The 22,883-nt window shown below is 58.7% G+C and carries 17 protein-coding genes, 3 tRNA genes and 2 rRNA genes; 1 reads left to right on the plus strand and 21 read right to left on the minus strand.

The features are described 5' to 3' along the window. Nucleotides 1-94 precede the first annotated feature (94 nt). The 7 genes from IV89_RS01295 to IV89_RS01325 all read right to left on the minus strand — a co-directional run bounded on the left by IV89_RS01295 (nt 95) and on the right by IV89_RS01325 (nt 6,537). The gene (locus IV89_RS01295) at nt 95-1,045 is read right to left on the minus strand and encodes an oligopeptide/dipeptide ABC transporter ATP-binding protein (protein WP_037942220.1); all 951 of its coding nucleotides are present in this window, start codon (nt 1,043-1,045) and stop codon (nt 95-97) included. Continuing rightward, entirely contained in the window at nt 1,042-2,016 is a 975-nt protein-coding gene (locus IV89_RS01300; protein WP_037942222.1) for an ABC transporter ATP-binding protein, read from the minus strand. Before IV89_RS01300 ends, IV89_RS01295 begins: the two co-directional genes overlap by 4 nt. 5 nt (nt 2,017-2,021) lie before the next feature. Next, a complete protein-coding gene (locus IV89_RS01305; RefSeq protein ID WP_037942224.1) occupies nt 2,022-2,894 on the minus strand; it encodes an ABC transporter permease in 873 nt (290 codons plus the stop codon). Beyond that, entirely contained in the window at nt 2,894-3,814 is a 921-nt protein-coding gene (locus IV89_RS01310) for an ABC transporter permease (protein WP_037942226.1), read from the minus strand. The genes IV89_RS01305 and IV89_RS01310 overlap by 1 nt, the downstream gene beginning before the upstream one ends. 70 nt (nt 3,815-3,884) lie before the next feature. Then, nucleotides 3,885-5,417, minus strand: coding sequence for an ABC transporter substrate-binding protein (locus tag IV89_RS01315; RefSeq protein ID WP_051843867.1), 1,533 nt, complete (start codon nt 5,415-5,417; stop codon nt 3,885-3,887). A gap of 54 nt (nt 5,418-5,471) precedes the next feature. Then, nucleotides 5,472-6,086 carry an RraA family protein gene (locus tag IV89_RS01320; protein WP_037942230.1) on the minus strand — a complete coding sequence of 205 codons (615 nt, stop codon included), beginning with the start codon at nt 6,084-6,086 and terminating at the stop codon, nt 5,472-5,474. A 106-nt stretch (nt 6,087-6,192) separates the two neighbouring features. Continuing rightward, nucleotides 6,193-6,537 (minus strand): RidA family protein, encoded by a 345-nt coding sequence (locus tag IV89_RS01325; protein ID WP_081858750.1) that lies wholly within the window; start codon nt 6,535-6,537, stop codon nt 6,193-6,195. A 167-nt stretch (nt 6,538-6,704) separates the two neighbouring features. Between IV89_RS01325 and IV89_RS01330 the strand changes: the two genes are divergently transcribed. Beyond that, nucleotides 6,705-7,637 (plus strand): LysR family transcriptional regulator, encoded by a 933-nt coding sequence (locus IV89_RS01330; protein ID WP_037942232.1) that lies wholly within the window; start codon nt 6,705-6,707, stop codon nt 7,635-7,637. Here IV89_RS01330 and IV89_RS01335 read toward each other — a convergent pair. The 14 genes from IV89_RS01335 to IV89_RS01400 all read right to left on the minus strand — a co-directional run bounded on the left by IV89_RS01335 (nt 7,619) and on the right by IV89_RS01400 (nt 22,704). Next, on the minus strand, nt 7,619-8,566 hold the full coding sequence (locus IV89_RS01335) for an ornithine cyclodeaminase family protein (protein ID WP_037942233.1): 948 nt from the start codon (nt 8,564-8,566) through the stop codon (nt 7,619-7,621). The two genes, IV89_RS01330 and IV89_RS01335, sit on opposite strands and share 19 nt — an antisense overlap. Further along, nucleotides 8,563-9,807 (minus strand): Zn-dependent hydrolase, encoded by a 1,245-nt coding sequence (locus IV89_RS01340; protein WP_037942234.1) that lies wholly within the window; start codon nt 9,805-9,807, stop codon nt 8,563-8,565. The genes IV89_RS01335 and IV89_RS01340 overlap by 4 nt, the downstream gene beginning before the upstream one ends. A 29-nt stretch (nt 9,808-9,836) precedes the next feature. Then, complete coding sequence (locus tag IV89_RS01345; RefSeq protein ID WP_037942236.1) at nt 9,837-11,120, minus strand: TRAP transporter large permease; 1,284 nt, start codon at nt 11,118-11,120, stop codon at nt 9,837-9,839. Then, nucleotides 11,117-11,590: a TRAP transporter small permease gene (locus IV89_RS01350; RefSeq protein ID WP_009824081.1), complete on the minus strand. Its 474-nt coding sequence runs from the start codon at nt 11,588-11,590 to the stop codon at nt 11,117-11,119. The genes IV89_RS01345 and IV89_RS01350 overlap by 4 nt, the downstream gene beginning before the upstream one ends. Continuing rightward, a complete protein-coding gene (locus IV89_RS01355; RefSeq protein WP_005848253.1) occupies nt 11,587-11,943 on the minus strand; it encodes a cupin domain-containing protein in 357 nt (118 codons plus the stop codon). Before IV89_RS01355 ends, IV89_RS01350 begins: the two co-directional genes overlap by 4 nt. Nucleotides 11,944-11,957: 14 nt before the next feature. After that, nucleotides 11,958-12,947, minus strand: coding sequence for a DctP family TRAP transporter solute-binding subunit (locus IV89_RS01360; RefSeq protein ID WP_009824080.1), 990 nt, complete (start codon nt 12,945-12,947; stop codon nt 11,958-11,960). A gap of 197 nt (nt 12,948-13,144) precedes the next feature. After that, nucleotides 13,145-16,408, minus strand: a complete 3,264-nt coding sequence (locus tag IV89_RS01365; RefSeq protein ID WP_081858751.1) for an error-prone DNA polymerase — start codon at nt 16,406-16,408, stop codon at nt 13,145-13,147. Next, nucleotides 16,405-17,847, minus strand: a complete 1,443-nt coding sequence (locus tag IV89_RS01370) for a DNA polymerase Y family protein (protein ID WP_235183714.1) — start codon at nt 17,845-17,847, stop codon at nt 16,405-16,407. The genes IV89_RS01365 and IV89_RS01370 overlap by 4 nt, the downstream gene beginning before the upstream one ends. Next, a complete protein-coding gene (locus IV89_RS01375) occupies nt 17,819-18,397 on the minus strand; it encodes a hypothetical protein (protein ID WP_037942240.1) in 579 nt (192 codons plus the stop codon). Before IV89_RS01375 ends, IV89_RS01370 begins: the two co-directional genes overlap by 29 nt. Nucleotides 18,398-18,538: 141 nt before the next feature. After that, a tRNA-Met gene (locus IV89_RS01380) sits at nt 18,539-18,615 on the minus strand. Between the two features lie 69 nt (nt 18,616-18,684). Then, nucleotides 18,685-18,799 (minus strand): 5S ribosomal RNA (gene rrf / locus IV89_RS01385). A gap of 183 nt (nt 18,800-18,982) precedes the next feature. Further along, a 23S ribosomal RNA gene (locus tag IV89_RS01390) occupies nt 18,983-21,848 on the minus strand. Between the two features lie 603 nt (nt 21,849-22,451). Next, nucleotides 22,452-22,528: transfer RNA gene (locus IV89_RS01395), tRNA-Ile, on the minus strand. A gap of 100 nt (nt 22,529-22,628) precedes the next feature. Further along, nucleotides 22,629-22,704 (minus strand) — tRNA-Ala (locus IV89_RS01400). Nucleotides 22,705-22,883 lie beyond the last annotated feature (179 nt).

The raw sequence follows: 22,883 nt of genomic DNA on the forward strand, positions 1-22,883 counted from the left end.
TAGGAGCTATTCAATATCGTCGCGCCCTTAGAAGCAAAGGCGCAACGACTTTTGGCTACGTACCGCGTCTTGCAGCTTTGAGAAAAGGCGGTGGTCACACCGCTCTTTCGCATCTGACCAAGCTTTCGCGCAGTTTCCGTAGCTTTTGCGGGCCCTCGGTACAGCTCTGCCTCATCTCAGGGCAGCGCGGCGCAAAATGACAGCCCTGACGCGCTGCAAAGGGGTCCGCCGCTGCTGCGCCAAGCTTTTGTTCAGGCAGTCCCGTCTCTGGGTCTGGCAGCAGGGTCGCGGCAAGCAGTGCCCGGGTGTAGGGGTGGCTGGCATCCTCGAAGAGCGCATCTGTCGCGGCTTCTTCAATCTTCTGCCCGAGGTACATAACAGCCACGTGGTCGGCCAAATGTTCGACCACCGCAAGATTGTGGCTGACAAAAACCATGGTAAGGCCCAGTTCTTTCTTCAGCGATAGCAACAGGTTAATGATCTGCGCCTGCACCGAGACATCAAGCGCCGAGGTCGGCTCGTCACAGATCAAGACACGCGGTGCGAGGATCAGCGCACGCGCGATGGCGACCCGCTGCCTTTGCCCGCCAGAAAGCTCCCCGGGATAGGCATCGGCGAGCCGTGATGGCAGCCCGACCAGATCAAGCATCCGCTTGACCTCTGCATCGACATGCGTGCCGCCATGCAGTCGCAGCGGCTGGCCAACCAGCGTCTGGATACGTTTAACCGGGTTAAGCGCGGCATTGGGGTTCTGAAACACGGGCTGGATCAACCGCACACGGTCCGCCACGGGCATGGTGTCGATCTTCTGGCCCGCGATCTCGACCTCACCGCGATCGGGCTGCAACAAGCCCAGCATGATGCTGACCGCTGTGCTCTTGCCGCAACCGGATTCACCGACAAGGCCAAGCGTTTCGCCTTCGGCGACCTCGAGCGACAGGTCATTCACGGCCACCAATTCTTCGGTCGGGGCGAACATGCCACGGCGCAAGCGGTAGGTTTTGCGGATATCGGTCATGCGGATCATCGGCGTCGCTGCGGTCATGCGGCCACCTGTGATGCCTTGGCGCATTCAATGAACTGCGCCCCCCCGGCGCTTATGCGCGGCACTGGATCGACAGCGCATTCAGGTCCGGCAATGGCGCAGCGGTCGCGAAAGGCGCAGCCCGCCATCGTGCCGATCAACCCCGGGACGCGCCCCGGAATGGCGGGCAATGCGCTGCCCCGTTCGGTGACACCCGGCACCGGGATCGCGGCAAGCAGCCCTTTGGTATAGGGGTGGCGCGGCGTAGCAAAAAGATCGGCGGCGGGCGCGCGTTCGACAATGCGCCCTGCATACATCACCGCAACATCGTTCGCGATAGCCGCCACCACGCCCAGATCATGGGTAATCAGCAAGAGTGACAGACCAAGATCGGCCTGCAATTGCCCCAGAAGCGTCAGGATCTGCGCCTGAATGGTCACATCCAGCGCCGTCGTCGGCTCGTCCGCGATCAAAAGCTTGGGTCGTCCCATCAGCGCCGAGGCGATCATGATGCGCTGGCGTTGCCCACCAGAGAACCCGTGCGGATATTGCGTCAGCCGTGCCGCCGGATTGGCGATCCCCACCCGGTCAAGCATCTCGATTGCGCGGGCGTCAGCCTCTTTTCGGGTCAAGTTTTCGTGGCGCATGACGCCCTCGGTCAACTGCCGTCCGATGGTAAGCGTCGGATTTAGCGCGCTGGTCGGGTCTTGAAAGATCATCGCCACATCGCGGCCGCGCAGCTTCGCCAGCTTGGCATCGGTCTTGGTCGTCAGATCCTGCCCTGCCATGTCGAACCGGTCACTCGTGACCTTAGCGTAGCGCGGCAGCAGCCCCATGATAGACGTCGCGGTGAGCGACTTGCCACAACCCGACTCGCCGACAAGGCAGAGGGTCTCTCCTTCAGCGATTTGCAGGTCGACACCCCGAACCGCGTTCAACATGCCTCGGTCGGTGGGGATCGACACCTTCAGGTTTCGAATATCAAGCATCATTTCAGTCACTTTCGTGCAGGCCCTGTTATATCGCGCATACCATCGCCGAACAGGTTCACCGCCAGCACCAGCAGGCAGAGCGCCGATCCGGGCAGTGCGATCAACCATGGATCAAAGAGGATATTGTCGCGTCCTTCCGAGATCATCAGCCCCCAGCTTGGCGTCGGCGGGCGCACCCCCAACCCAAGGAAGGACAGTGCCGCCTCGAGCAGGATGACGTTTGCGACCTCAAGCGAGACGACGACAAGGATCGTGGCGCGCATATTGGGTAAGATTTCGAGAAACAGGATGCGCATGCGGCTCGCGCCGATGGATCGCAGGCCCATGATGAATTCCTGATGTCGCAAGCTTTGAGCGGCGGCGCGCGTTACCACCGCGAACCGGTCCCACAGAAGCAGCCCCAGAACGGTGATCAGCGTGGTCAGCGACGCGCCGCCCAGTGCCACCGCCGCCAGTGCGACCAGCACGATGGGCAGTGATAGCCGTGTCGTGATGGCGAAGCTGATAACCATATCGATCCAGCCCCCGAAATAGCCCGCGATCAGGCCAAGCGTGATCCCGATGGCACCGGACACAAGGATCACCCCAAGCCCGACCCCCAGCGACACCCGCGCGCCGTAGATCATCCGAGATAGGTAATCGCGCCCAAGGTGATCGGTCCCGAGCAGGTGTTCCGGCACCGCGCGATCATGCCAGAAGGGCGGCAGCAGTCGGCGGCTCAAATCCTGCGCGATTGGGTCATGCGGGGCCAGCAGCGGCGCAAGCAAAGCGATCAGGATGATAACTGCCAAAAGCGTGCCCCCGATCAACGCACCGGTATTGCCGCGCATCTTTCGCCAGACAGACGGGCGGGCCGTTTCGATAGTGACGTCGGACATCAGGAGCCCCCCCTTAGGCGCGGATCCAGCACCGCGTTCAGAATATCGGCCAGCATGGTCAGCAGCACGTAAAGCAGCGACAGGATCAGGATGATCGCCTGCACCACCGGCAGGTCGCTGCGCAGAAGAGATTCCCACGCCAGCCGTCCCAGACCGTTCAGCGCAAAGACGCTTTCGATCACGATGGAGCCGGATAGAAGCTGGCCCAGTTGAACCGCTGCCAGTGATACAAGCGGCAGCACCGCATTGCGCAAGGCATGGCGCGAAATCACAAGATGCATCGGCAGGCCCTTGGCCTTGGCCGCCCGGACGTAATCCGTGGCCAGCACGTCGATCATGCCCGAGCGTGTGATGCGCATGAGTTCGGGGATAGCGTAGTAGCTCAGCACGATCACGGGCAGGATGTATCCCTGCCATGTGTCAGCGCCTGAAATGGGGACCCAGCCATGCCAGACCCCAAAGACCACGATAGCCATCAACCCCAACCAGAAGCTCGGGATTGCCTGTCCGGACACGGCGATCACCAGCGCAAGGCGGTCGATCCAGCCGTTCGGTCTGAGCGCCGCGGCGACTCCCAAAGGCACGGCGACCACCAAAGCGACGAGGAACGAGATGAAGCCGAGCGCCAGTGTGACGCCGGCACGGTTGCCGATGATCTCTGTCACCGGCACATTGAAATAGATGCTCTGCCCCAGATTTCCGGTCAAGGCGCTGCCGATCCAGTCCAGGTATTGCACAACCAAGGGTCGGTCAAAGCCATAGGCCTGCCGGATCGCTTCGGCATCCTCGGCACGGCCACCCGCGCCCGCGATGGCAATCGCAGGGTCGCCCGACACGAACATCAAGCCAAAGCTCAGCGCGGACACGGTCAGACAGACCAAGAGCGCCACAAGCAGACGTTTAGAGATGAAAGAGAGCATAGGTCTTTCCGTTATGGGGGCCGGACAGCGGGGAGAGGACTGTCCGGCCCGTGACGTTGACAGGGTCAGCTTACTTCCAGCTGGCACCCCACCAACGGGCGAACTCATCCGGGTGCGGCGTGAAGTTCAGGTCGTTGGACAGGCCATAGTTGACGTTGAAGTTATACATCGGCATCCAATAGGCTTCCTCGGCGATCTTCTTGACGGCCATAGAGTAGTTCTTGGCGCGCACATCGCGGTCCGATGACGTATCAGCCTCGGTCAGCCAGGTTGCCAGTTCGGCGTCTTGCACAAGGTCATCCGCGCCGCCGCCAAAGAAATTCGACAGGATGAATGCGGTGTCGCCGATGCCATAGCTGCCCCAGTTCGAGAAGAACGCCGGTAGCTCCTTGGCGCGCCACTTGCCGATGCCCGACGCGTACTGTTGTTCGTTCAGTTCAAGCGTCACGCCGACATTGGCAAGATCGGCGGCCACGGCTTCGGCAGTCGGGCGCGGCATGGCGGCGAAGACCATTTCCATCTCGAAACCGTCCTCATATCCGGCTTCGGCCAACAGCGCCTTGGCTTTCTCCGGGTCGTATTCATAGGCGGTGACATCCTGTTCACAGCCGAATTGCGCCGGGTTGCATGGGGTATTGAGAACCTCGGACGCGCCGCCTGCGAAAGCGTCGACAATCGCGCCGCGGTTTGTGGCGTGGATAAGCGCCTGACGTACACGTTTGTCCGCAATCGGCGTGTCGCCATCCATCGCCTCGGGGGCGAAACCGACATAGCCGATGCGCATGATCGGCGCGCTGATGATCTGCACACGGCCTTCAAGACGCGACGCCTGATCCGGCGGAATACGCCAGATCCAGTCCAGCGACCCCGACATCAGTTCGGCGTATTGTGTGTTCATCTCGGGTATGGTGCGCACAGAGATCTTGTCGATGGTGGCACCGGATTTAGGGCTGCCTTCATAGTGATCCTCAAAGCGCTCCATCTCGTAGCGGATGCCCGGCTCCTGGCTCACCAGCTTGTAGGGACCGGTGCCGATCGGCGTTGCGGCCATACCCGCAGACCCGTTTTCCGCAAAGAAGGCGTGCGGATAGATCGGCAGTGCATCCGCCAGCATCTCTACCGCACCGGCAAAGGGCTTGGACATATTAATGCGGACTTTATAATCATCCAGCTTCTCGACACTGTCGATCCAGTCAACCGAGATCGAATAGCGGGTGCCGTATTCCGGGGTAATCACGGTGTTGAGCGTTTCAACCACGTCATCAGCGGTGAAATCGGCACCGTTGTGGAATTTGACCCCTTGGCGCAGGGTGAACTCCATCGTCAGCGGGCCGGTAAACTCCCAGGATTCCGCCAGCGCGGGGACGATCTCTCCGGTGTCGAGGTTCTTGTAGAGCAACCCGTCATAGATGTGCCGCGCGAGGATCAGGCCCTGACGACCGGCGATTTTATAGGTATCCAGCGGCTCTGGCTCGGCGGCGAAAGCGACGTTAAGCGTATTGAACGCCTTGTCGGCGACCGCGGGTGTGCCCAGTGTCAGCGCTGTGCTGGCAGCAAGGACGGCCAATGTGGTGAGGCCCTTTATGGAGAATGTCTGTGTCATGGATCTCTCTGTTGGTTGAGTGAAGGAAAGGTGTTTTGCGCCGGTTATCCGGTTCTATGCGGGCTGCTTTGCGCCCCGCGTTATGTCAGCCAGTGTTTCGCCAGCACGTAGCCGTTCGAGGATTGTAATCTCGTCCGCCTGCATTTTTCGGGCGCGCGCGGCGTGGGTTTCAGCCTGATCTTTGTCCAGTACGGCAACCCCGTTTTCGTCGGCCAGAATAATGTCGCCGGGCCGGACCGAGACGCCGCCACACCCCACGGTCACGTTGAAGTCGCCGCCAAGCCCACGCGGCTTGGTCGTGATGGGGGACCGTCCACGGCACCAGACTGGAAAGTCTTCTTGCTCTATGGCGGAGCGGTCGGTGACAAAGCCGTCGATCACCGCCCCCACCACGCCGCGTGCCTTGGCGGCAGCGGTCGTGACTGCCCCCCAACAGGCATGGCGCAGATCACCACAACGGTCGATAACGATGACCTGTCCGGGTTGTGCAGCGGACAGCGCCTCGGTCAGCATTGCGCCATCATCGCCAAGCATGCGCACGGTCAGCGCGGGGCCAAAAACAGTTCGATGCGGCAACAGCCCCTGTAGCGCGGGAGACATGAAACCGGATTCAAGAAAATGCCCCAGCGTCGCTGTTTCGATGTCCGAAAGGTCGATTTGAAATGTCATGCCCTGTCCTGTCGCCTGATGTGTAAAAAAGGATGGCGACGGGAGAGCGGCAGGGTCAAATAGCCGGAGATTATGGCTCGCATAATCTCCGGCTAGAAAGCGGCGATCAGATCGCGGCGGTCACGAGAAATTCTACCTTGTAGTCCGGTGTCGCCAACTTGGCCTCACCGCATGCGCGCGCCGCCGGGTTCGCAGGGTCAATCCACGCATCATAGACTGCGTTCATATCCTGGAAATCGGCCATGTCAGCAAGCCAGATGGTGACCTGCAGCAGCTTGGATTTATCGCTGCCTGCCTCTGCCAGCAGGCGGTCGATCGCGTCCAGACAATCTTGGGTCTGGGTCGCGACATCGGCGCCGGCGCTGCCGACCTGACCGGCAAGGTAAACGGTGTTATTGTGAACGACGGCCTGGCTCATGCGGGGGCCGGGGTGCAAACGAGTGATGGTCATGTTTTGTGCTTTCTGATGAAATGAGTGGCAAGCTTAGCCGAACCTGCCCCAGGCGCACAGTTGCACACCATAGTCACAGTCAATTTTAGGCATTCGCGTTGACTATGTGATAGGGGATGAAAAATAGGAAACTCTACTCAGACCCAAGCAAGAAACGAATCATCCGCATGAACGCTTTGCCGCAATCCGATCTGAACTGGAACCTTCTGCGCATGTTTTACATGATTGCGAAGGAGGAAAGCATCACGAAGGCCGCAAAACGGCTGGGCCTAAGCCAGCCTTCGGTGAGCAATGCGTTGCAAAAGCTCGAAGCGCAACTGGGGTGCCAGCTTGTCTTTCGCGACAGCCGCCACTTCGAACTGACAACGCGTGGCGACAAGATTTTTCAGGAATGCCGCGAGATCTTTCACAGTACCGAACGGATCAATCTTTTGGTCCGCGACGCCGAAGAAGAGGAACGCGGGCAAGTCCGCTATCAGATTATCAGCAATCTGATGTCACCGATGATGGACGAATTGTTGCGGCTTTATCATCAGCGATACCCTTCCGTGGCCTTCCAAAGTGAGGTCCAGAACAGTCAGGCGATCGTGCGTTCGATCCAGCAGGGGCGTGGCACGATCGGGTTCTGCCTATTGGCCGCCCCCTTGGTCAACCTGCCCTCGATCCGTCTGTTTCGCGAAGAGTTCTGTGTCTTCTGTGGGGCCGAGCATCCGCTGTTCGGGCAGGAAAGCGTCGCGCTCCGCGATCTTCAGCGCGAGCCCTTTATCAGCTTTGCCTGCGCCACCGAAGGCATGGGGCTGGAGCCGATGTCGGTCCTGCGCGAAGGCACACGGCTTGGCAATCGCATCAACGGGCTAAGCACCAACATCGAAGAGGTCCGAAGAATGATCGTGGCCGGCATGGGCATTGGCATCCTGCCCCTCATGGCCGCGCAGGACGACATCAGGCGCGGCGACCTGTGGCCCATCAAGATCACAGATGAAACGATTGGGGCCGACGTCTATCTGGTGCACGCCCCGAGAGAAAAGCTATCTCCCTCGGAGCAGAAATTTGTGGATATCGCGCAGGAGCTGCTGGCGATTTACCCCAATATGGTGTGATCGCTTGCCATCGTCGCCGCTGCCAGATCCTGAAGCGCCATGCCCGCGGATTTGAAAACGGTGCGGGCACCGTCATCGCTGCGGCCGGGATGGCCACCCTGACACAATTCCGCTAGGTCGGCGCGAATATGCTCTGGCGTGATCTGCCCCGCTTCCAATGGCTGCGACAGATCCCCCGCAAGCGATGCCCCTGCCCGCAGATCGACAAAAACCTCGGCCTGCAGGATCGCCTGATCGTCGCTTTCTCGCATGTCGCCCTTAAATGCGCCAATCAGGTCAAGGTGGCTGCCGTGTTTGAGCCAGTCCCCCTGAATGATGGGCCTGGTCGAGGCCGTGACCGTGCTGATCACATCCGCCGCGCGACACGCTGTTTCAAGGTCGTCTACGGCCCGAGCGGGCAGGCCCTGCTCCGCAAGCGCTGTGGCAATCGCCGCAGCCTTGTCACCGCTGCGCCCCCAGATTGAAACCGAGGTGTAGCCCCGCACCGCGCAATGTGCCGCTGCGACGGCGAGGGAAAGCTGCCCCGTACCGACGATCAATAAATCACGCGCATCCTTGCGCGCCAGTAGATCCGCCGCCAGTGCCGACGCCGCCGCCGTGCGCCGCGCGGTCAGTGTATCACCATCCAGCGCGGCCTGCATTTGCCCGGTTTCCCCATCGAACAGCAGGTAGCCTGCATTGATCGTCGGGCGGCCCTTGGCAGCGTTTTCGGGAAAGAAGGTCACCACCTTGACGCCAATGCTTTCACCGGGAACCCAGGCGGGCATGATCAGCAAAGATGCCTCGGTGCCGTCCGGCTGCTCAATCGTCAGAACCTGCCGGTCCGGTGCCTGCACCGCCTTGCCGCGATACCACTCGCGCAACTGGCCGATCAGATCGGGCCAATCCAGCGCGGTTTCAAGCGCCTCGTGTCCGATCAATGCGCTCATCGATCCGCCCGTTTGACGACGGCATGCAGCAGAATATTTAGCCCGGCGACGAAATCCTCTGGTGTGCAGTTTTCTTCGTTGTTGTGGGTGATGCCGTTTTCACAAGGGGTAAAGATCATCGCTGTCGGGCAATGGGTGGCAAGGAAATAGGCGTCGTGACCTGCCTGGCTTTCGATATCACGCCAGTTGAAGCCCATGCGGATAGCCTCGTCGCGGATGCCGTCGATCATCTCGTGGTCAAAGATGTCGCCGCCCCATTCCCATTCATCCTCGATCACGGCCTCACACCCACACCGTGCGGCGGATTCGAACAGGGCCCGGCGCATCTTTTCGGCCATGGCGCGGGTGGTGATGGGATCGGGGTGGCGCACGTCACAAACGGCTTCGGCTGTGTCGGACAGGATCCCCGGCTTGTTGGGCCAAGCAGTCAACCGCGCGGCGGTGGCCTTGCCGTCATGCACTGCAAAATCCCAGCCGATGTCATCCACCGCGGTCAGCCAGCGCGCCCCCGCCGCCAGCGCGTTCTTGCGCAGGTCCATCGGCGTTGGTCCGGTGTGCGAGGTCTGCCCCTTGAACGACGCCCGCATCCCGCGCACCGGATAGCCGCCGGTGACAATGCCGACCTGCCGCTTCTCGGCGTCAAGGATCGGCCCTTGTTCAATATGCAGCTCGAAATAGGCGTCGATCTCGCCGGCCTTGCAAACGCGTTCGCCGTTATAGCCGATCCGCTCAAGCTCATCACCGAAGCGCGCGCCATCATCGCCGATCAGATCATGCACCCAGTCGATGTCATATTTCCCAACGAAACAGCCCGAGGCGACCATCGGAGGAGAGAACCGCGCGCCTTCCTCGTTGGTCCAGTCGACGACGACGACGGGGCGTTTCGTGACATGGCCCGCATCGTTCAGGCAGCGGATCACCTCGAGCCCGGCCAGCACGCCGGCGATCCCATCGAACCGCCCGCCATTGATCTGGGTGTCAAGGTGACTGCCAATCAGGATCGGCGGCAGATCGTTGTCGCTGCCGTCGCGACGGCCAAAGATATTGCCGGCGGCATCCACTTCAACAGTCAAACCGGCCTCTTCACACCAGGACCGGAACAGATCGCGCATGTCCCGGTCGGCATCGCCAAGCGTCAGGCGCGACAGCCCGCCGGGGCGGCCTTTACCGATCTCGCCGGAGGCTTCGATGGTGGACCAGAAACGGTCAAGATCGACACGGGTATCGGGGGTAATCGACATGGAAACCTTCTTTCTTTCGAGGGCCGGGATCAAAACAGGATGCCCGGAAGTTCGGTAATCAGTGCAGGGAAGAGGACGAGAAGCAGCAGCACGCCGACCATCACGCCAAGGAACGGGATCAAGTATTTGAACGACGCGCTGAGCGGGATTTCACCAACCCGACAGGCGGCCATGAGGTCGATCCCCAACGGGGGCGTATTGGCACCAATGGCGAGGTTGATGGTCAACAGGATGCCGAAGTAAACCGGATCGATGCCATAGTGGCCAAGGATCGGCAGGAACACCGGCGCAAGGATCAGGATGATCGCGATGCTTTCCATGAAAGTGCCAAGGATCAACAGGACCGCCATCATCATCAACAAGGCGACAGTGCCGCTTTGCGTGGCCTGCGTGATACCGTTGACCGCCATCTGCGGCACTTGCTCGGCCGCGAGGATCCAGCCAAAGACCGAGGCCGAAGCGATCACCAGCAAGATCACGCCTGTCATCTCGGTGGTTTCCCGCAACAGTCGCATCAGGGTGGAAAGTGACAGCGCGCGGTAGACGAAAATGCCGATGAAAAGCGCGTAGGCCACGCCGATGCCCGCAGCTTCGGTCGGGGTGAAGATGCCAAGACGAATGCCCCCCACGATGATGATCGGTGCCAGCATCGCCAGGATCGAGCCCTTGGCGGCACGTCCCAGCTCAGCCCAGGAAAAAGGCTCTCCGCCTTGCCATCCGTTGCGACGCGAAATCCACCACGCCACCAGCATGAGGCCGAGACCCAGCAGGATGCCGGGGATGATCGCAGCCACGAAAAGCTGGCCGATCGAACTGTTGGTGGCGGTGCCGTAGACAATCAGCACGATCGAGGGCGGGATGACGGTACCAAGCGAACCAGCACAGCCCAAGGCAGAGGCTGAAAAGCCGGGGGCGTAGCCCTGATCCTTCATCGCGGGCAGCATCATCGTACCAATGGCCACCACGTCGGCCACGCCGGAGCCGGAAAGCGACCCGAACATCATGCAGGCGATAATCATCACCATCGCCAACCCGCCTGTGCGCCGCCCGATAAGGGCCGAACACAGCGCAATGATCCGCGGTGCAAGCCCGCCGTGGACCATCAGCAGACCCGCCAGCAGGAACAGCGGAATCGCCAGCAGTGTAAAGCTGTTGATCCCCGCCACCGCGCGCTGCGCCACAACGATCAGGGGCGCGGCATCGGCGATCAGCAAATAAAACATCGACGACAGACCAAGCGCCACGGCAATGGGCGCATCCAGCAGCACCAAGAGGACGAAGACGACAAGAAGCAATGCAAGCGCGAGGCTCATGTGCGGCCCCCTTTCAGGATCAGGCCCAGCAGTGCCACGCCGCAGCAAACGGGGAGGGACAGGTAAAACAGCCCCACCGGCAGCGAGAGCGCTGTGGTCTGATGCGCCCATGTGATCTGGGTCAGCTTCCAGCCGGTCCAGATGAACACCGCAAGAAAAACAAAGCTCGCCAGCCATGCCAGAACGGCAAAAACCCGGCGCAGCGGTGCGGGCATGGTCACCAGGTCAAGCAACCCCGCACGGAAATGCGTGCCACGCACAAAGCCCGAAATGGCCCCCACAAAGGTCAGCCAGACCAGCGCCATGCGGGGCAATTCCTCGGCCCAGCGAGGGGTCGATGAGAACAGGTAGCGCGAGATCACGACATAGACGACCATCGCCGCAAACCCCGCCACCAGCGCCGCACCAACCCAGCGGGCCGCGCGGTCGATAAGAATGGCCGCCCGCAGCGACCCGTTCCCGAAAGTCATGGTTTCAAAAATCCTTCTGGGCCGCGGCAGAGCATGCATTCGTCACAATAGGCCGCGACGACGACCCATTCGTCCGAAATTACCTCGACCGTGTGGTCAAGCCCCGGTGGCAGGCGCATGGCGGTGCCTTCGGTCATGTGGTATTCCTCGCCCCCTGCCCGCAGGATCGCCTCGCCCTTCAGCGTCAGCGTCACCTCGTCGCGGGGATGGCTGTGCGCGGTAGACTTCGCGCCTTTCTTACCGGTGGTCACCGAAAGCTTGATAAAGCCCTCGCCACGTTGAGCCGGGGAAAACAGCACCTTTTGTGTGAAGTCGTAAAGTTGCACCGGCTCGACCGATGCAACTTGTGTCATTTCAGGCCGCAAAGTCATTTGCGGTACTGGTCCAGGATGGTCAGAAGCTCTTCGCCGTAAACGTCCTTCTGGCTTTCCCAGATCGGTTCGACCGCTTCGATAAAGGCGGCTTTGTCGACCTCGTTGAACTGCATGCCTTCTGCTTCCAGTTGGGCGATCAGCTTGTCATTGGCGGCGGCAACCATGTCGCGCTGTTTCAGGCCCCAGGATGTGGCGGCTTCCGTGACGATGGCCTGATCCTCGGGAGAGATCTTGTCCCAGACGGATTTCGACATGGTCAGCGTGGCAGCGCCCCAGATGTGTTCAGACAGCGAGACGTATTTCTGCACTTCGAAGAAGGACGCGGAATAGATGATTGCCAGCGGGTTTTCCTGCGCATCAAACAACCCCTGTTGCAGCGCGGAGTATAGCTCACCAAACGACAGGGGGGCCGGTTCTGCCCCCAGACCTTCGAATGTTGCCAAGCGCACTTTGTCGGGCGTGACACGGATTTTCAGACCGGCGAGGTCTTCGGGCTTTTCGACGGGGCGGACGTTGTTGGTGATGTTGCGGAAACCGTTTTCCCACCAGCCCAGAACCTTGATCCCCTTGCCATCAAGCATATCGGCCAGCGCGACGCCCAGATCGCCGTCCAGCGCGGCAAAGGCCTGATCGCGCGCGCCCCAGGCATAGGGCATCTCGATGATGCCCATGCGCGGCTCGATCCCCTGGAACGACCCGGAACCGATCAGCCCGGCCTGCACCGACCCGAATTGCAGCCCCTCGATCACTTCCTTTTCGCTGCCAAGCTGCCCGGAGGGGAAAACCTTGATCGAAACGCGACCTTCTGTGCGGTTGTTGACCTCTTCGGCGAAACCAGTGGCGGCAACGTGCCAGCTGTGGCTTTCCGGCAGAACGTGGCCCAGACGGATCGACACGTCATCAGCCAGGGCCGCAAGCGGCGCAAAGGCCATAAGGCTGGCCGCCAGCAGGCCGCCTTTGATCAATGTGGTGGGGGATTTCATTTTGGACTCTCCTGTTGTGCATTATTTGGAACAGAAGAAATACGGATCGCCGTTTCTACGCAAATAGGCTGGGCCTATAATTGAAAAAGCTTTCTTGAATGCTCAACGGTCTGACCACAGGGCTGCACTTTCGCGCGGCGTGAAGGCTTGCCCACATCATGCGCACCCGCTCATGGGTCGCCCTGCTCAGCGCACGACTAGTGGAAATCCCTGCTTGGGAACAAGCGCTTGGCCTGATCGCGGGGGTGCATGGCACGGGGTTGGGTGCGGGATCTTGGTGCGTCGTCGGCTTGGGGTTGCGTGATGCCTACCGCATCATCCATCGGGTGGCCGAGACGGCTGAGATAGTGCGAGACGTCTTCGATGCTATGCGCAATCACATGCACGACGATACCTTCGCGTTGTACATGGCCGGTGATGCGCAGCAAGCGCCCCGTCATCACCGCGCGGCGGAATTGTGCATAGACCTTTTTCCAGACCACCACATTTGACACACCTGTTTCATCCTCAAGCGTCAGGAAAACGACACCCGACGCCGTACCGGGCCGTTGCCGCGTGATCACCAGACCGCAGACAGAAATGGGCCTTTGTGCCATAGGCCCCAAAGGCACCTCGGGCAGCGCGTCATGAGGTGTCAGCCCCGTCATGGCCGGGCGCAACAGTTCCATCGGGTGGGCTTTCAGCGACAGGCGCATGGCCACGTAATCCTCGACCACTTCCTGCCCTAAATGCATGGCGGGCAAGGTGACGGGCTGTTCGGCAATGCCCTCGCCCTCGATCGTATCATTGAACAACGGCAAGGGCGCGTTGCCTTTGATCGCTTTTACCGCCCACAAGGCGTCGCGTCGTCCCAAGCCAAGCCCCGCATAGGCGTCGGCTTCGGCCAAACGTTCCAGAACCGCGGGCGAAAGCCCTGCCCTTAACCACAAAGCTTCGGGATCGGGGTAGCCATTGCCACGCGCGGCAACGATCCACCCTGCATCCTCTTCACGAAAGCCTTTGATCTGGCGAAACCCCAATCGCAAAGCCAGTGCCCCATCGCTGCGCTTTTCAAGCGTGTTGTCCCATTCGCTTGTGTTGACGCAGACGGGGCGCACTTCGATGTGATGCTCGCGGGCATCGCGCACGATCTGGGCGGGCGCATAAAACCCCATAGGCTGCGCATTCAGCAACCCGCAGGCAAAGGCTGCCGGATGGTGGCATTTCAGCCAGGCAGATACATAGGCAAGCATTGCAAAAGCAGCGGCATGGCTTTCAGGGAAACCGTATTCGCCAAAACCCTCGATCTGGGAAAAGCAATTCTCGGCGAAAGCTTTTTCATAGCCCCGCGCCAACATGCCATTGATGAATTTATCGCGAAGTTGGCCAATCGTCCCCATCCGCCTGAAGGTCGCCATAGAACGGCGCAGCTGGTCTGCCTCGCTTGGCAGGAACCCGGCTGCGACCACAGCGATCTGCATGGCTTGTTCCTGGAACAATGGCACGCCAAGCGTTTTGCCCAGTACGTCTTCCAGCTCTTTCGAGGGGAAAACCACGGCTTCGTTCCCCTGCCTGCGATTGATATAGGGGTGTACCATGCCGCCCTGGATGGGGCCGGGGCGCACAATCGCCACCTCGATCACCAAATCATATAATTCACGGGGCTTCATCCGCGGCAGAAAGTTCATCTGCGCGCGGCTTTCCACCTGAAACACACCAATGGCGTCCGCAACGCACAGCATGTCATAGGTTTGCGCATCATCTTGGGGTATGCTGGCGATGCTGTATTTTTTGCCCCCATGTTGCGCGATCAGATCAAAGCTTTTGCGGATACAGGTGAGCATCCCAAGCGACAGGATATCGACCTTCAGAATATTCAGAGCGTCGATATCATCCTTGTCCCACTCGATGATCGTGCGGTCATCCATCGCGGCGTTTTCGATAGGGCAAAGCTCATCCAATCGCCCCTTGGTGATGACAAACCCGCCGACATGCTGGCTCAGATGTCGCGGAAACCCGATGATTTCACCAATCAGCTTGATGGTCAGCGCCAGACGCGGGTCCGATAGATCAAGCCCCAGTTGTTTAACGCGCTCGGGGTCCGGCCCGCCATTGCTGGTGCCCCAGATTTGCCCCGAGAGATTGGCCGTGACATCCTTGGACAAGCCCATAACCTTGCCCACCTCGGAGATCGCCGCGCGCGAGCGGAAATGGATCACCGTGGCGCAAAGCCCGGCGCGGTGCCGGCCGTATTTGGCGTAGATATGCTGGATGACCTCTTCGCGGCGTTCATGTTCGAAATCAACGTCGATATCCGGCGGCTCTCCGCGATGTTCTGACACAAAGCGTTCCACCACCATGGTAATCGTCTCGGGGCTGACGTCGGTGATGCCCAACAGATAGCACAAGATCGAATTGGCCGCGGACCCCCGCCCTTGACACAAGATCCCCTTGGAGCGCGCGAATTGAACGATGTCATGCACCGTGAGGAAATAGGCCGGAAAATCGAGCGTCTTGACCAACGCCAGTTCTTTTTCCATTTGCGCAATGGCCCGCGCGGGTGCCCCCTTGGGATAGCGGACCTTCAGCCCCTCGGACGCCAACCGCGCCAAACGGTCTTGGGGCGTTTCATTGTCTGCGATCTCGTCCGGATAATCATAGCTGAGTTCGGACAGGCAAAAGCTGGACTTTGCCGCGATCTGTGTCGTGCGGCGCAAGGCCGCCGGGTGACGGGCGAACAGGCGCTTCATGTCAGCTTCGGGCTTGAGGCGTTTTTCAGCGTTGGGTAAGGCACGCGTACCGATTTGATCGATCGTAATATTGTGGCGCAGGCAGGTCAGAACATCAGCCAACTGCCGTCGCGCACCGTGGTGCATCAACACATCCCCCACGGCCACCATCGGCGCTGCGGTGCGATGCGCGAGGGTGGCGCAGGCATCAAAATAGCGTTGATCACTGCCATCATAGCGCGGCGCGACACCGATAAAGACATCCGCAGGAAAGTGCTTTTTCAGCGTCGCAATATCGGGCTGGCTGGCTTTTAGGGACGCTTGCGGCACGGCAATCAAGCTCATGCCCGCACAGCCTTGAACCAGATCGGGCAGGTCCAGATAGCAGGCCCCTTTGGGGGCACGTCGTTTGCCAAGGGTCAGTAACCGCGTCAACCGCGCATAGGCTTCACGGTCGTGGGGCAATGCGACCCAATGGGTATCGCTATCGCGCAAGATCAGCCGCGCCCCGATAACAAGCCTTGGCAAGGGCGCATCAGCCCCCAACTCGCGACGAAGCTCTTTCAGAGCGGAATAGGCCCGAACAACCCCGGCCAGCGAATTATGGTCTGTGATGGCCAAGGCGTTCAGCCCCAACTGGGCCGCCCGAGAGACCAATTCCTCTGGGTGGGATGCCCCCCGCAGGAACGTAAAGTTAGACGTGCAACACAGTTCCGCATAGCCGGGATCCAGAGACGGGTTTCGCGCCTTCATGGAAATTCACCCTGCACAAACCAGTTCGGGTTTTGCGGCGTATAAAACAACCACAATCGCCGGCCCTGCGTTGTGTCCACTTTCCAATAATCCCGCACACCTGACCGCCAGTTGTCATCGGGTAGCCACCATTCAGGGGCGATACGTTCAGGCCCTGTCGCCCGCCCCGTGGTCAGCGACATCCGGCGCCAGCGAAACTGTGCGGGCGGGCGTGCCCCACTGGCTGCGATAGGTTCCGGCGGGAACAGGCACAAAGGGCGCGGCCGCAGAGTGGACCATGATCCCGTGGCGGTACTGTAGGCCGCTGGTACGATTTGAAAGCTCCGCTCGGGGATATGACTGTCTGCCGGTAGAAAACGTTGAATGTTTTCAAGCCCGATCCGGTTACCAAGACGGGTGATCAGATCCTCCAGCCCGTCAGGGCGCGCAGCCGTGGCCGCGGTGATTTGTGCGTCGGCAAGGTTTTCGACCTGCGTCGCTTCAAGCCGTAACTGGTCGATGCCAAAACCCGCATCCGCAGTCCGGATCCCCCGGTCAAATAAGGGCAAAATACGCATTGCATCGCGCATTGGCGCCGCGAGACGCAGTTCGATTTGCTGCGCGCCCTGATCCACCCGCCGCATCGTTAACTGCAATCGCCGTGCCCCCATGGCCTGGCGTTTCAACTTGTCGCAAAGCTGATCCAGCAACCTTTTCGTGCCCGCCATCACATCAGCGCTCAGCCCGATCGGCTCGGGCAATGTCATACGCACAGCATAGTGTGGTGCCTCGCCAATCGGTGTGATCGTCTCGTCCTGGGCGCCCATTGCCTGATCCAGGCGCAACATGACATTCGGCCCGAAACGACGCGCGATTGTCATGCGGGGCAAAGCCAATAGGTCCGATATTTTCCGCAGGCCAAGCCGCTGCAACGCCGTGTCAGTTTTCTCGTCAAGACGCAGCGCAGCAACGGGCAATGCAGTGATATCCGCATCGGGCTTGCGGGCATAATGCGTGCGCGCCCAAGCTGCCCCGCGGGTATCGGCCGCCGCGATACGCCCGTTCAGCCCCGCACGCGCAAGTCGGTGACGCATATCATCCAGCATTTCCGCCTCACCGCCAAACAGATGCACTGACCCGGTGATGTTCAGGACCAAACCATCCCTCCCATCCACCCCCACCCAAGGGCAGTATCGTTTGCTCCACCGGGCAAGTGATTGCAAAAACCGCGCGTCCTCTTGGGGATTGGCTGCTGCGCTATAAAGCTCGGGGCAATAGGCACGGGCATCTGACAACCCCATGCCACGATGCAACCCCTGCGCCTCTGCCGCTTGATTCAAACAGTAGATGCGGTCGGTATTTTTCGCGTGTTGCACCAGCGCGAAAGGTCGATCGCTATTGGCGGCCTCAAGCGTCCGCGCGCGCAGCACCCTATCGCTGGGCAGTCGGGGAAACCACACTGATGCGACGCGTTTGCGCATTCCACTTCACAGTCCAAGCCGCTAATGTTCCTGTTTTGTTCTTTATAAGTTTCCAATTTTGCAGAGTCGAGTCCTCGGCTGTGTTGCCCTCATCAAAAACAGGGGTGCAGTGCCATCTGGTCTGCGCGGCATTGTTCCCCATCCCTTCGGGCAAAATGCAAAGCCCTGTGGCGTTGCCTTCTTGCGCAGCCAGTTGCAAACGCCGCCCTTCCGTCAACCCAATGGGCTGTGTGAGCTCTGCGATCACCACTGCCACATGCCCCGACCGCAACGCCTCCTCGGTCGAGGCGAGCACATCGATATGACGCGGCGCCTGCGCGATCAGCAGTTGTGATGGATCAAGATAAGCCGCGCCCCCCACCGGATTGATCTGCGTGCCGTGCCATGCCTCACGCACCCAAAGCGCGGCCCCGCCATTCGCGCCACAGACCTGACCGGCCAATGCATATGCAAAAGCATAGGCAGACGCCCCGCAAACCTCATGGGTGCGGGTAGTCTTGAGCGGAAAGTGAGATTCGAAGTGGGCCATTGCTCAGATCATACAAGACGGAACAAAAGATGCACATTGAAGACATCTTGACCCGCCACTGAACTTTCATCCAGCCGTGACCAGCGCCCGCTTGGGCGATACGCCACATGCGGCGTTTTTTTTATATCGTATTTTTGGATTTGGTTGCGGGAGTAGGATTTGAACCTACGACCTTCAGGTTATGAGCCTGACGAGCTACCGGGCTGCTCCATCCCGCGCCGGGTGCCAATGTTATTGTATTGGCTTATTAATTGTCATCGTTGAGAGATACGTAGAGGTTTTGCTAGGTTTGGCGGTGACCTACTCTCCCACGTCTTAAGACGCAGTACCATTGGCGCAGTAGCACTTAACTGCCGAGTTCGGGATGGGATCGGGTGTTTTGCTTACGCTATGACCACCAAACCGAGTAAAACCTCTATGTTGCTGCTTTTGCCATTGGCAAAAGAGGAACAAGCGGGAGAGAGCGTATCCGAAGGATGCGCGTTCCCGCCCCCTCACCATTCTGGGTAAGGATTTGTCCAAGTCAGTACGACTGATTGTATGTGTATGCTTTTGTCCTAGTAAGAAGTCTTTCTTCTACTGGATCAAATCAAGCCTATCGAGCAATTAGTACCAGTCAACTGAACGTATTACTACGCTTACATCTCTGGCCTATCGACGAGATGGTCTATCTCGGCTCTCAGGGATACCTTGTTTTGAGGGGGGCTTCCCGCTTAGATGCCTTCAGCGGTTATCCTGTCCGATCATAGCTACCCAGCACTGCTATTGGCATAACAACTGGTCCACCAGTGGATCGTTCACCCCGGTCCTCTCGTACTAGGGGCAACTCCTCTCAAGTATCCTACACCCACGGAAGATAGGGACCGAACTGTCTCACGACGTTCTAAACCCAGCTCACGTACCTCTTTAAACGGCGAACAGCCGTACCCTTGGGACCTGCTCCAGCCCCAGGATGAGATGAGCCGACATCGAGGTGCCAAACACTGCCGTCGATATGGACTCTTGGGCAGTATCAGCCTGTTATCCCCGGCGTACCTTTTATCCGTTGAGCGATGGCCCTCCCACTTGGGACCACCGGATCACTATGGCCGTCTTTCGACTCTGCTCGACTTGTCAGTCTCGCAGTCAGGCTGGCTTCTGCCATTGCACTCAACGAGCGATTTCCGACCGCTCTGAGCCAACCTTCGCGCGCCTCCGTTACGATTTAGGAGGCGACCGCCCCAGTCAAACTACCCACCACACAGGGTCCCGGATCCGGATAACGGACCGCGGTTAGACATCAAGCAGAACAAGGGTGGTATCTCAAGGGAGGCTCCACGCAGACTGGCGTCCACGTTTCAAAGCCCACCACCTATCCTGCACATGTTCGGCCTAATGCCAGTGTGAAGTTGTAGTAAAGGTGCACGGGGTCTTTCCGTCTAACCGCGGGTAACCGGCATCTTGACCGGTAATTCAATTTCGCTGAGTCTATGTTGGAGACAGCGGGGAAGTCGTTACGCCATTCGTGCAGGTCGGAACTTACCCGACAAGGAATTTCGCTACCTTAGGACCGTTATAGTTACGGCCGCCGTTTACCTGGGCTTCAATTCAGAGCTCTCACTCCTCCTTTTAACCTTCAGGCACCGGGCAGGCGTCAGACCCTATACGTCGTCTTACGACTTCGCAGAGCCCTGTGTTTTTAATAAACAGTCGCCACCCCCTGGTTTGTGCCCCCAGCCCCTAGTTGCCTAGGAACCGGGCCTCCTTCTCGCGAACTTACGGAGGTATTTTGCCGAGTTCCTTCAACATAGTTCTCTCAAGCGCCTTGGTATTCTCTACCTATCCACCTGTGTCGGTTTAGGGTACGATCTAGCGATGGAGCTATTTCCAGGGACCTCTAAGCAGCCCATTCAATCCGATAAGGATGAACTACCCTCGAGATCCGTCACTTCCATCTGGCCCAGGAATATTAACCTGGTTCCCATCGACTACGCCTTTCGGCCTCGCCTTAGGGGTCGGCTTACCCTGCTCAGATTAGCTTTAAGCAGGAACCCTTGGATTTTCGGCGAGAGTGTCTCTCACACTCTTTGTCGCTACTCATGTCATCATTCTCACTAGTGATCTCTCCACCGGATCGCTCACGCGCCGGCTTCACAGAAAGTTCCGCGTCTCCAATACCCCGAAGGGCTAAGGAGACATGGAACTATGTCACACTACGCTCTGCTACCATGCAATTAATGCATCCTAAGCTTCGGCTCATGGCTTGAGCCCCGTTACATCTTCGCCGCAAGACAACTTATTTAGACCAGTGAGCTGTTACGCTATCTTTAAAGGATGGCTGCTTCTAAGCCAACCTCCTGGTTGTTTTGGTCGTCTCACCTGCTTTCCCACTTAGCCATGAATTAGGGGCCTTAGCTGTAGGTCAGGGTTGTTTCCCTCTTCACAACGGACGTTAGCATCCGCTGTGTGTCTGCCATCTAGTACTCCTCGGTATTCGGAGTTTGGTTAGGATCAGTAAGCCTGTGGGGCCCCATTACCCATCCAGTGCTCTACCCCCGAGGGTATTCGGATGACGCTCTACCTAAATAGATTTCGCAGAGAACCAGCTATCTCCGAGTTTGATTGGCCTTTCACCCCTAGGCACAGCTCATCCCGATCCTTTTCAACGGATGTGGGTTCGGTCCTCCAATAAGTGTTACCTTATCTTCAACCTGGCCATGCCTAGATCACTCGGTTTCGGGTCTGATCCCACAAACTCAACGCCCTATTAAGACTCGCTTTCGCTACGCCTACACCTAACGGCTTAAGCTTGCTTGTGAGACCAAGTCGATGACCCATTATACAAAAGGTACGCTGTCAGGCCGTAAAGACCCTCCAACTGATTGTAGGCGTTCGGTTTCAGGTACTGTTTCACTCCCCTCGTCGGGGTGCTTTTCACCTTTCCCTCACGGTACTGGTTCACTATCGGTCAGTAAGGAGTACTTAGCCTTCGAAGGTGGTCCTCCGATCTTCAGACAGAATTTCACGTGTTCCGCCCTACTTAATACGTCCAATCATGCTTCTTATACGGGACTATCACCCACTTTGGTTGCGCATTCCAACGCATTCTAACCACACTCATGGCTCGGCTGGTCCCCGTTCGCTCGCCGCTACTAGGGGAGTATCAATTGATTTCCTTTCCTCCGGGTACTTAGATGTTTCAGTTCCCCGGGTTTGCTTTTATAAACCTATGTATTCAGTCTATAAATACCTGGTTCTGCTTACTGATGAACCCACCGTCTGCACCTTGCGAACTTACGTCCTCAAGTAGCAAAGCGGTAGGACAACAATAAACAATCAGGTGGGTTGCCCCATTCAGAAATCCATGGATCAAAGCTTATTCTCAGCTCCCCATGGCTTATCGCAGAGTATCACGTCTTTCATCGCCTCTTACTGCCAAGGCATTCACCAAACGCCCTTTTCGCGCTTGATTTGATCCAGAAAAAGAAAGACTACCTAATATGCCCTACCGCTTCGCTACTTGAGGGCTATTTACACCAACAAACTAACGACGCTGCATAAGGCAGGCAGTCCAACGCGGGAGACAGAAGCTGGTAAGAAACTGTCTTCCCTTATTCCAGATCAAAAGCATACTTTTACCCGCCCACTCTCTCAGAGTGGACAGCGAGTAGTGCATCTAGCCTACCTTCCGTGCAGGAAGCAGGCGTCACTACTCTGGTTAGTGTACTTGACTTGGACAACACGTCGCTTTCAGTCGCGATACGTTCAAAAGACCGAGGAAACAGTCAAGTAAACGCCGGCTCCAAAAGGAGCAGCAACCGAGATCATCACCTAACGCGGTGCGATCAGATCGTGTTGTTTGTTACTTCAAGATTACTCTTAAAGTAACTGTATCTCTCTTTACGATGTCAATCAGATGCACTCCAAAGGAATGTCACCCATGCGCTTGCGCGCCGTCCGATTGGACGATTAAGAACTGCGTACAGTGCTTAATGGTCAAATCGTATGCTTGCCCAACGCGTGCTTTGCTGCGCAAAACCCTGTTTGGGCGACGATCTTTAGCTGGCAAAGATCTTGGTGGGTCGAGGAGGACTTGAACCTCCGACCTCACGCTTATCAGGCGTGCGCTCTAACCACCTGAGCTACCGACCCAGCGTGTTTTGCAAAGCAAAACCGCGACGTCCCGGCAGGGCATTCCGAAGGAATGTCCCGAGAGGGACCAGCCCAAGCGGTTATTCAAGGGCCGTATGCTTGGTGGAGCCTAGGAGGATCGAACTCCTGACCTCCTGAATGCAAATCAGGCGCTCTCCCAGCTGAGCTAAGGCCCCAGCGTAGCCCGAGGGCTGCGTGTTACGTTGGCTGCATGAAGCAACCCGGCCCCTCTCGGGACACCGCTGCGCGGCACCCTGTCGGGGCTTCGCGCCTCACTGCGTGAGACGCTTGCTGAAGAGATATGAGGACGGCTCGGTCCGAAAGGTCATCTTGCGATGCCTTGAATATGGCCAGT

Origin of the sequence: Sulfitobacter sp. CB2047, from assembly GCF_000735125.2 — a bacterium.
Lineage (GTDB): Bacteria > Pseudomonadota > Alphaproteobacteria > Rhodobacterales > Rhodobacteraceae > Sulfitobacter > Sulfitobacter pontiacus.

Excerpts from the sequence above, each read along its gene's own strand:
- IV89_RS01295 (WP_037942220.1), bottom strand. The coding sequence starts at position 1,045 with ATGACCGCAGCGACGCCGATGATCCGCATGACCGATATCCGCAAAACC.
- IV89_RS01300 (WP_037942222.1), bottom strand. The coding sequence starts at position 2,016 with ATGATGCTTGATATTCGAAACCTGAAGGTGTCGATCCCCACCGACCGA.
- IV89_RS01305 (WP_037942224.1), bottom strand. The coding sequence starts at position 2,894 with ATGTCCGACGTCACTATCGAAACGGCCCGCCCGTCTGTCTGGCGAAAG.
- IV89_RS01310 (WP_037942226.1), bottom strand. The coding sequence starts at position 3,814 with ATGCTCTCTTTCATCTCTAAACGTCTGCTTGTGGCGCTCTTGGTCTGT.
- IV89_RS01315 (WP_051843867.1), bottom strand. The coding sequence starts at position 5,417 with ATGACACAGACATTCTCCATAAAGGGCCTCACCACATTGGCCGTCCTT.
- IV89_RS01320 (WP_037942230.1), bottom strand. The coding sequence starts at position 6,086 with ATGACATTTCAAATCGACCTTTCGGACATCGAAACAGCGACGCTGGGG.
- IV89_RS01325 (WP_081858750.1), bottom strand. The coding sequence starts at position 6,537 with ATGACCATCACTCGTTTGCACCCCGGCCCCCGCATGAGCCAGGCCGTC.
- IV89_RS01330 (WP_037942232.1), top strand. The coding sequence starts at position 6,705 with ATGAACGCTTTGCCGCAATCCGATCTGAACTGGAACCTTCTGCGCATG.
- IV89_RS01335 (WP_037942233.1), bottom strand. The coding sequence starts at position 8,566 with ATGAGCGCATTGATCGGACACGAGGCGCTTGAAACCGCGCTGGATTGG.
- IV89_RS01340 (WP_037942234.1), bottom strand. The coding sequence starts at position 9,807 with ATGTCGATTACCCCCGATACCCGTGTCGATCTTGACCGTTTCTGGTCC.
- IV89_RS01345 (WP_037942236.1), bottom strand. The coding sequence starts at position 11,120 with ATGAGCCTCGCGCTTGCATTGCTTCTTGTCGTCTTCGTCCTCTTGGTG.
- IV89_RS01350 (WP_009824081.1), bottom strand. The coding sequence starts at position 11,590 with ATGACTTTCGGGAACGGGTCGCTGCGGGCGGCCATTCTTATCGACCGC.
- IV89_RS01355 (WP_005848253.1), bottom strand. The coding sequence starts at position 11,943 with ATGACACAAGTTGCATCGGTCGAGCCGGTGCAACTTTACGACTTCACA.
- IV89_RS01360 (WP_009824080.1), bottom strand. The coding sequence starts at position 12,947 with ATGAAATCCCCCACCACATTGATCAAAGGCGGCCTGCTGGCGGCCAGC.
- IV89_RS01365 (WP_081858751.1), bottom strand. The coding sequence starts at position 16,408 with ATGAAGGCGCGAAACCCGTCTCTGGATCCCGGCTATGCGGAACTGTGT.
- IV89_RS01375 (WP_037942240.1), bottom strand. The coding sequence starts at position 18,397 with ATGGCCCACTTCGAATCTCACTTTCCGCTCAAGACTACCCGCACCCAT.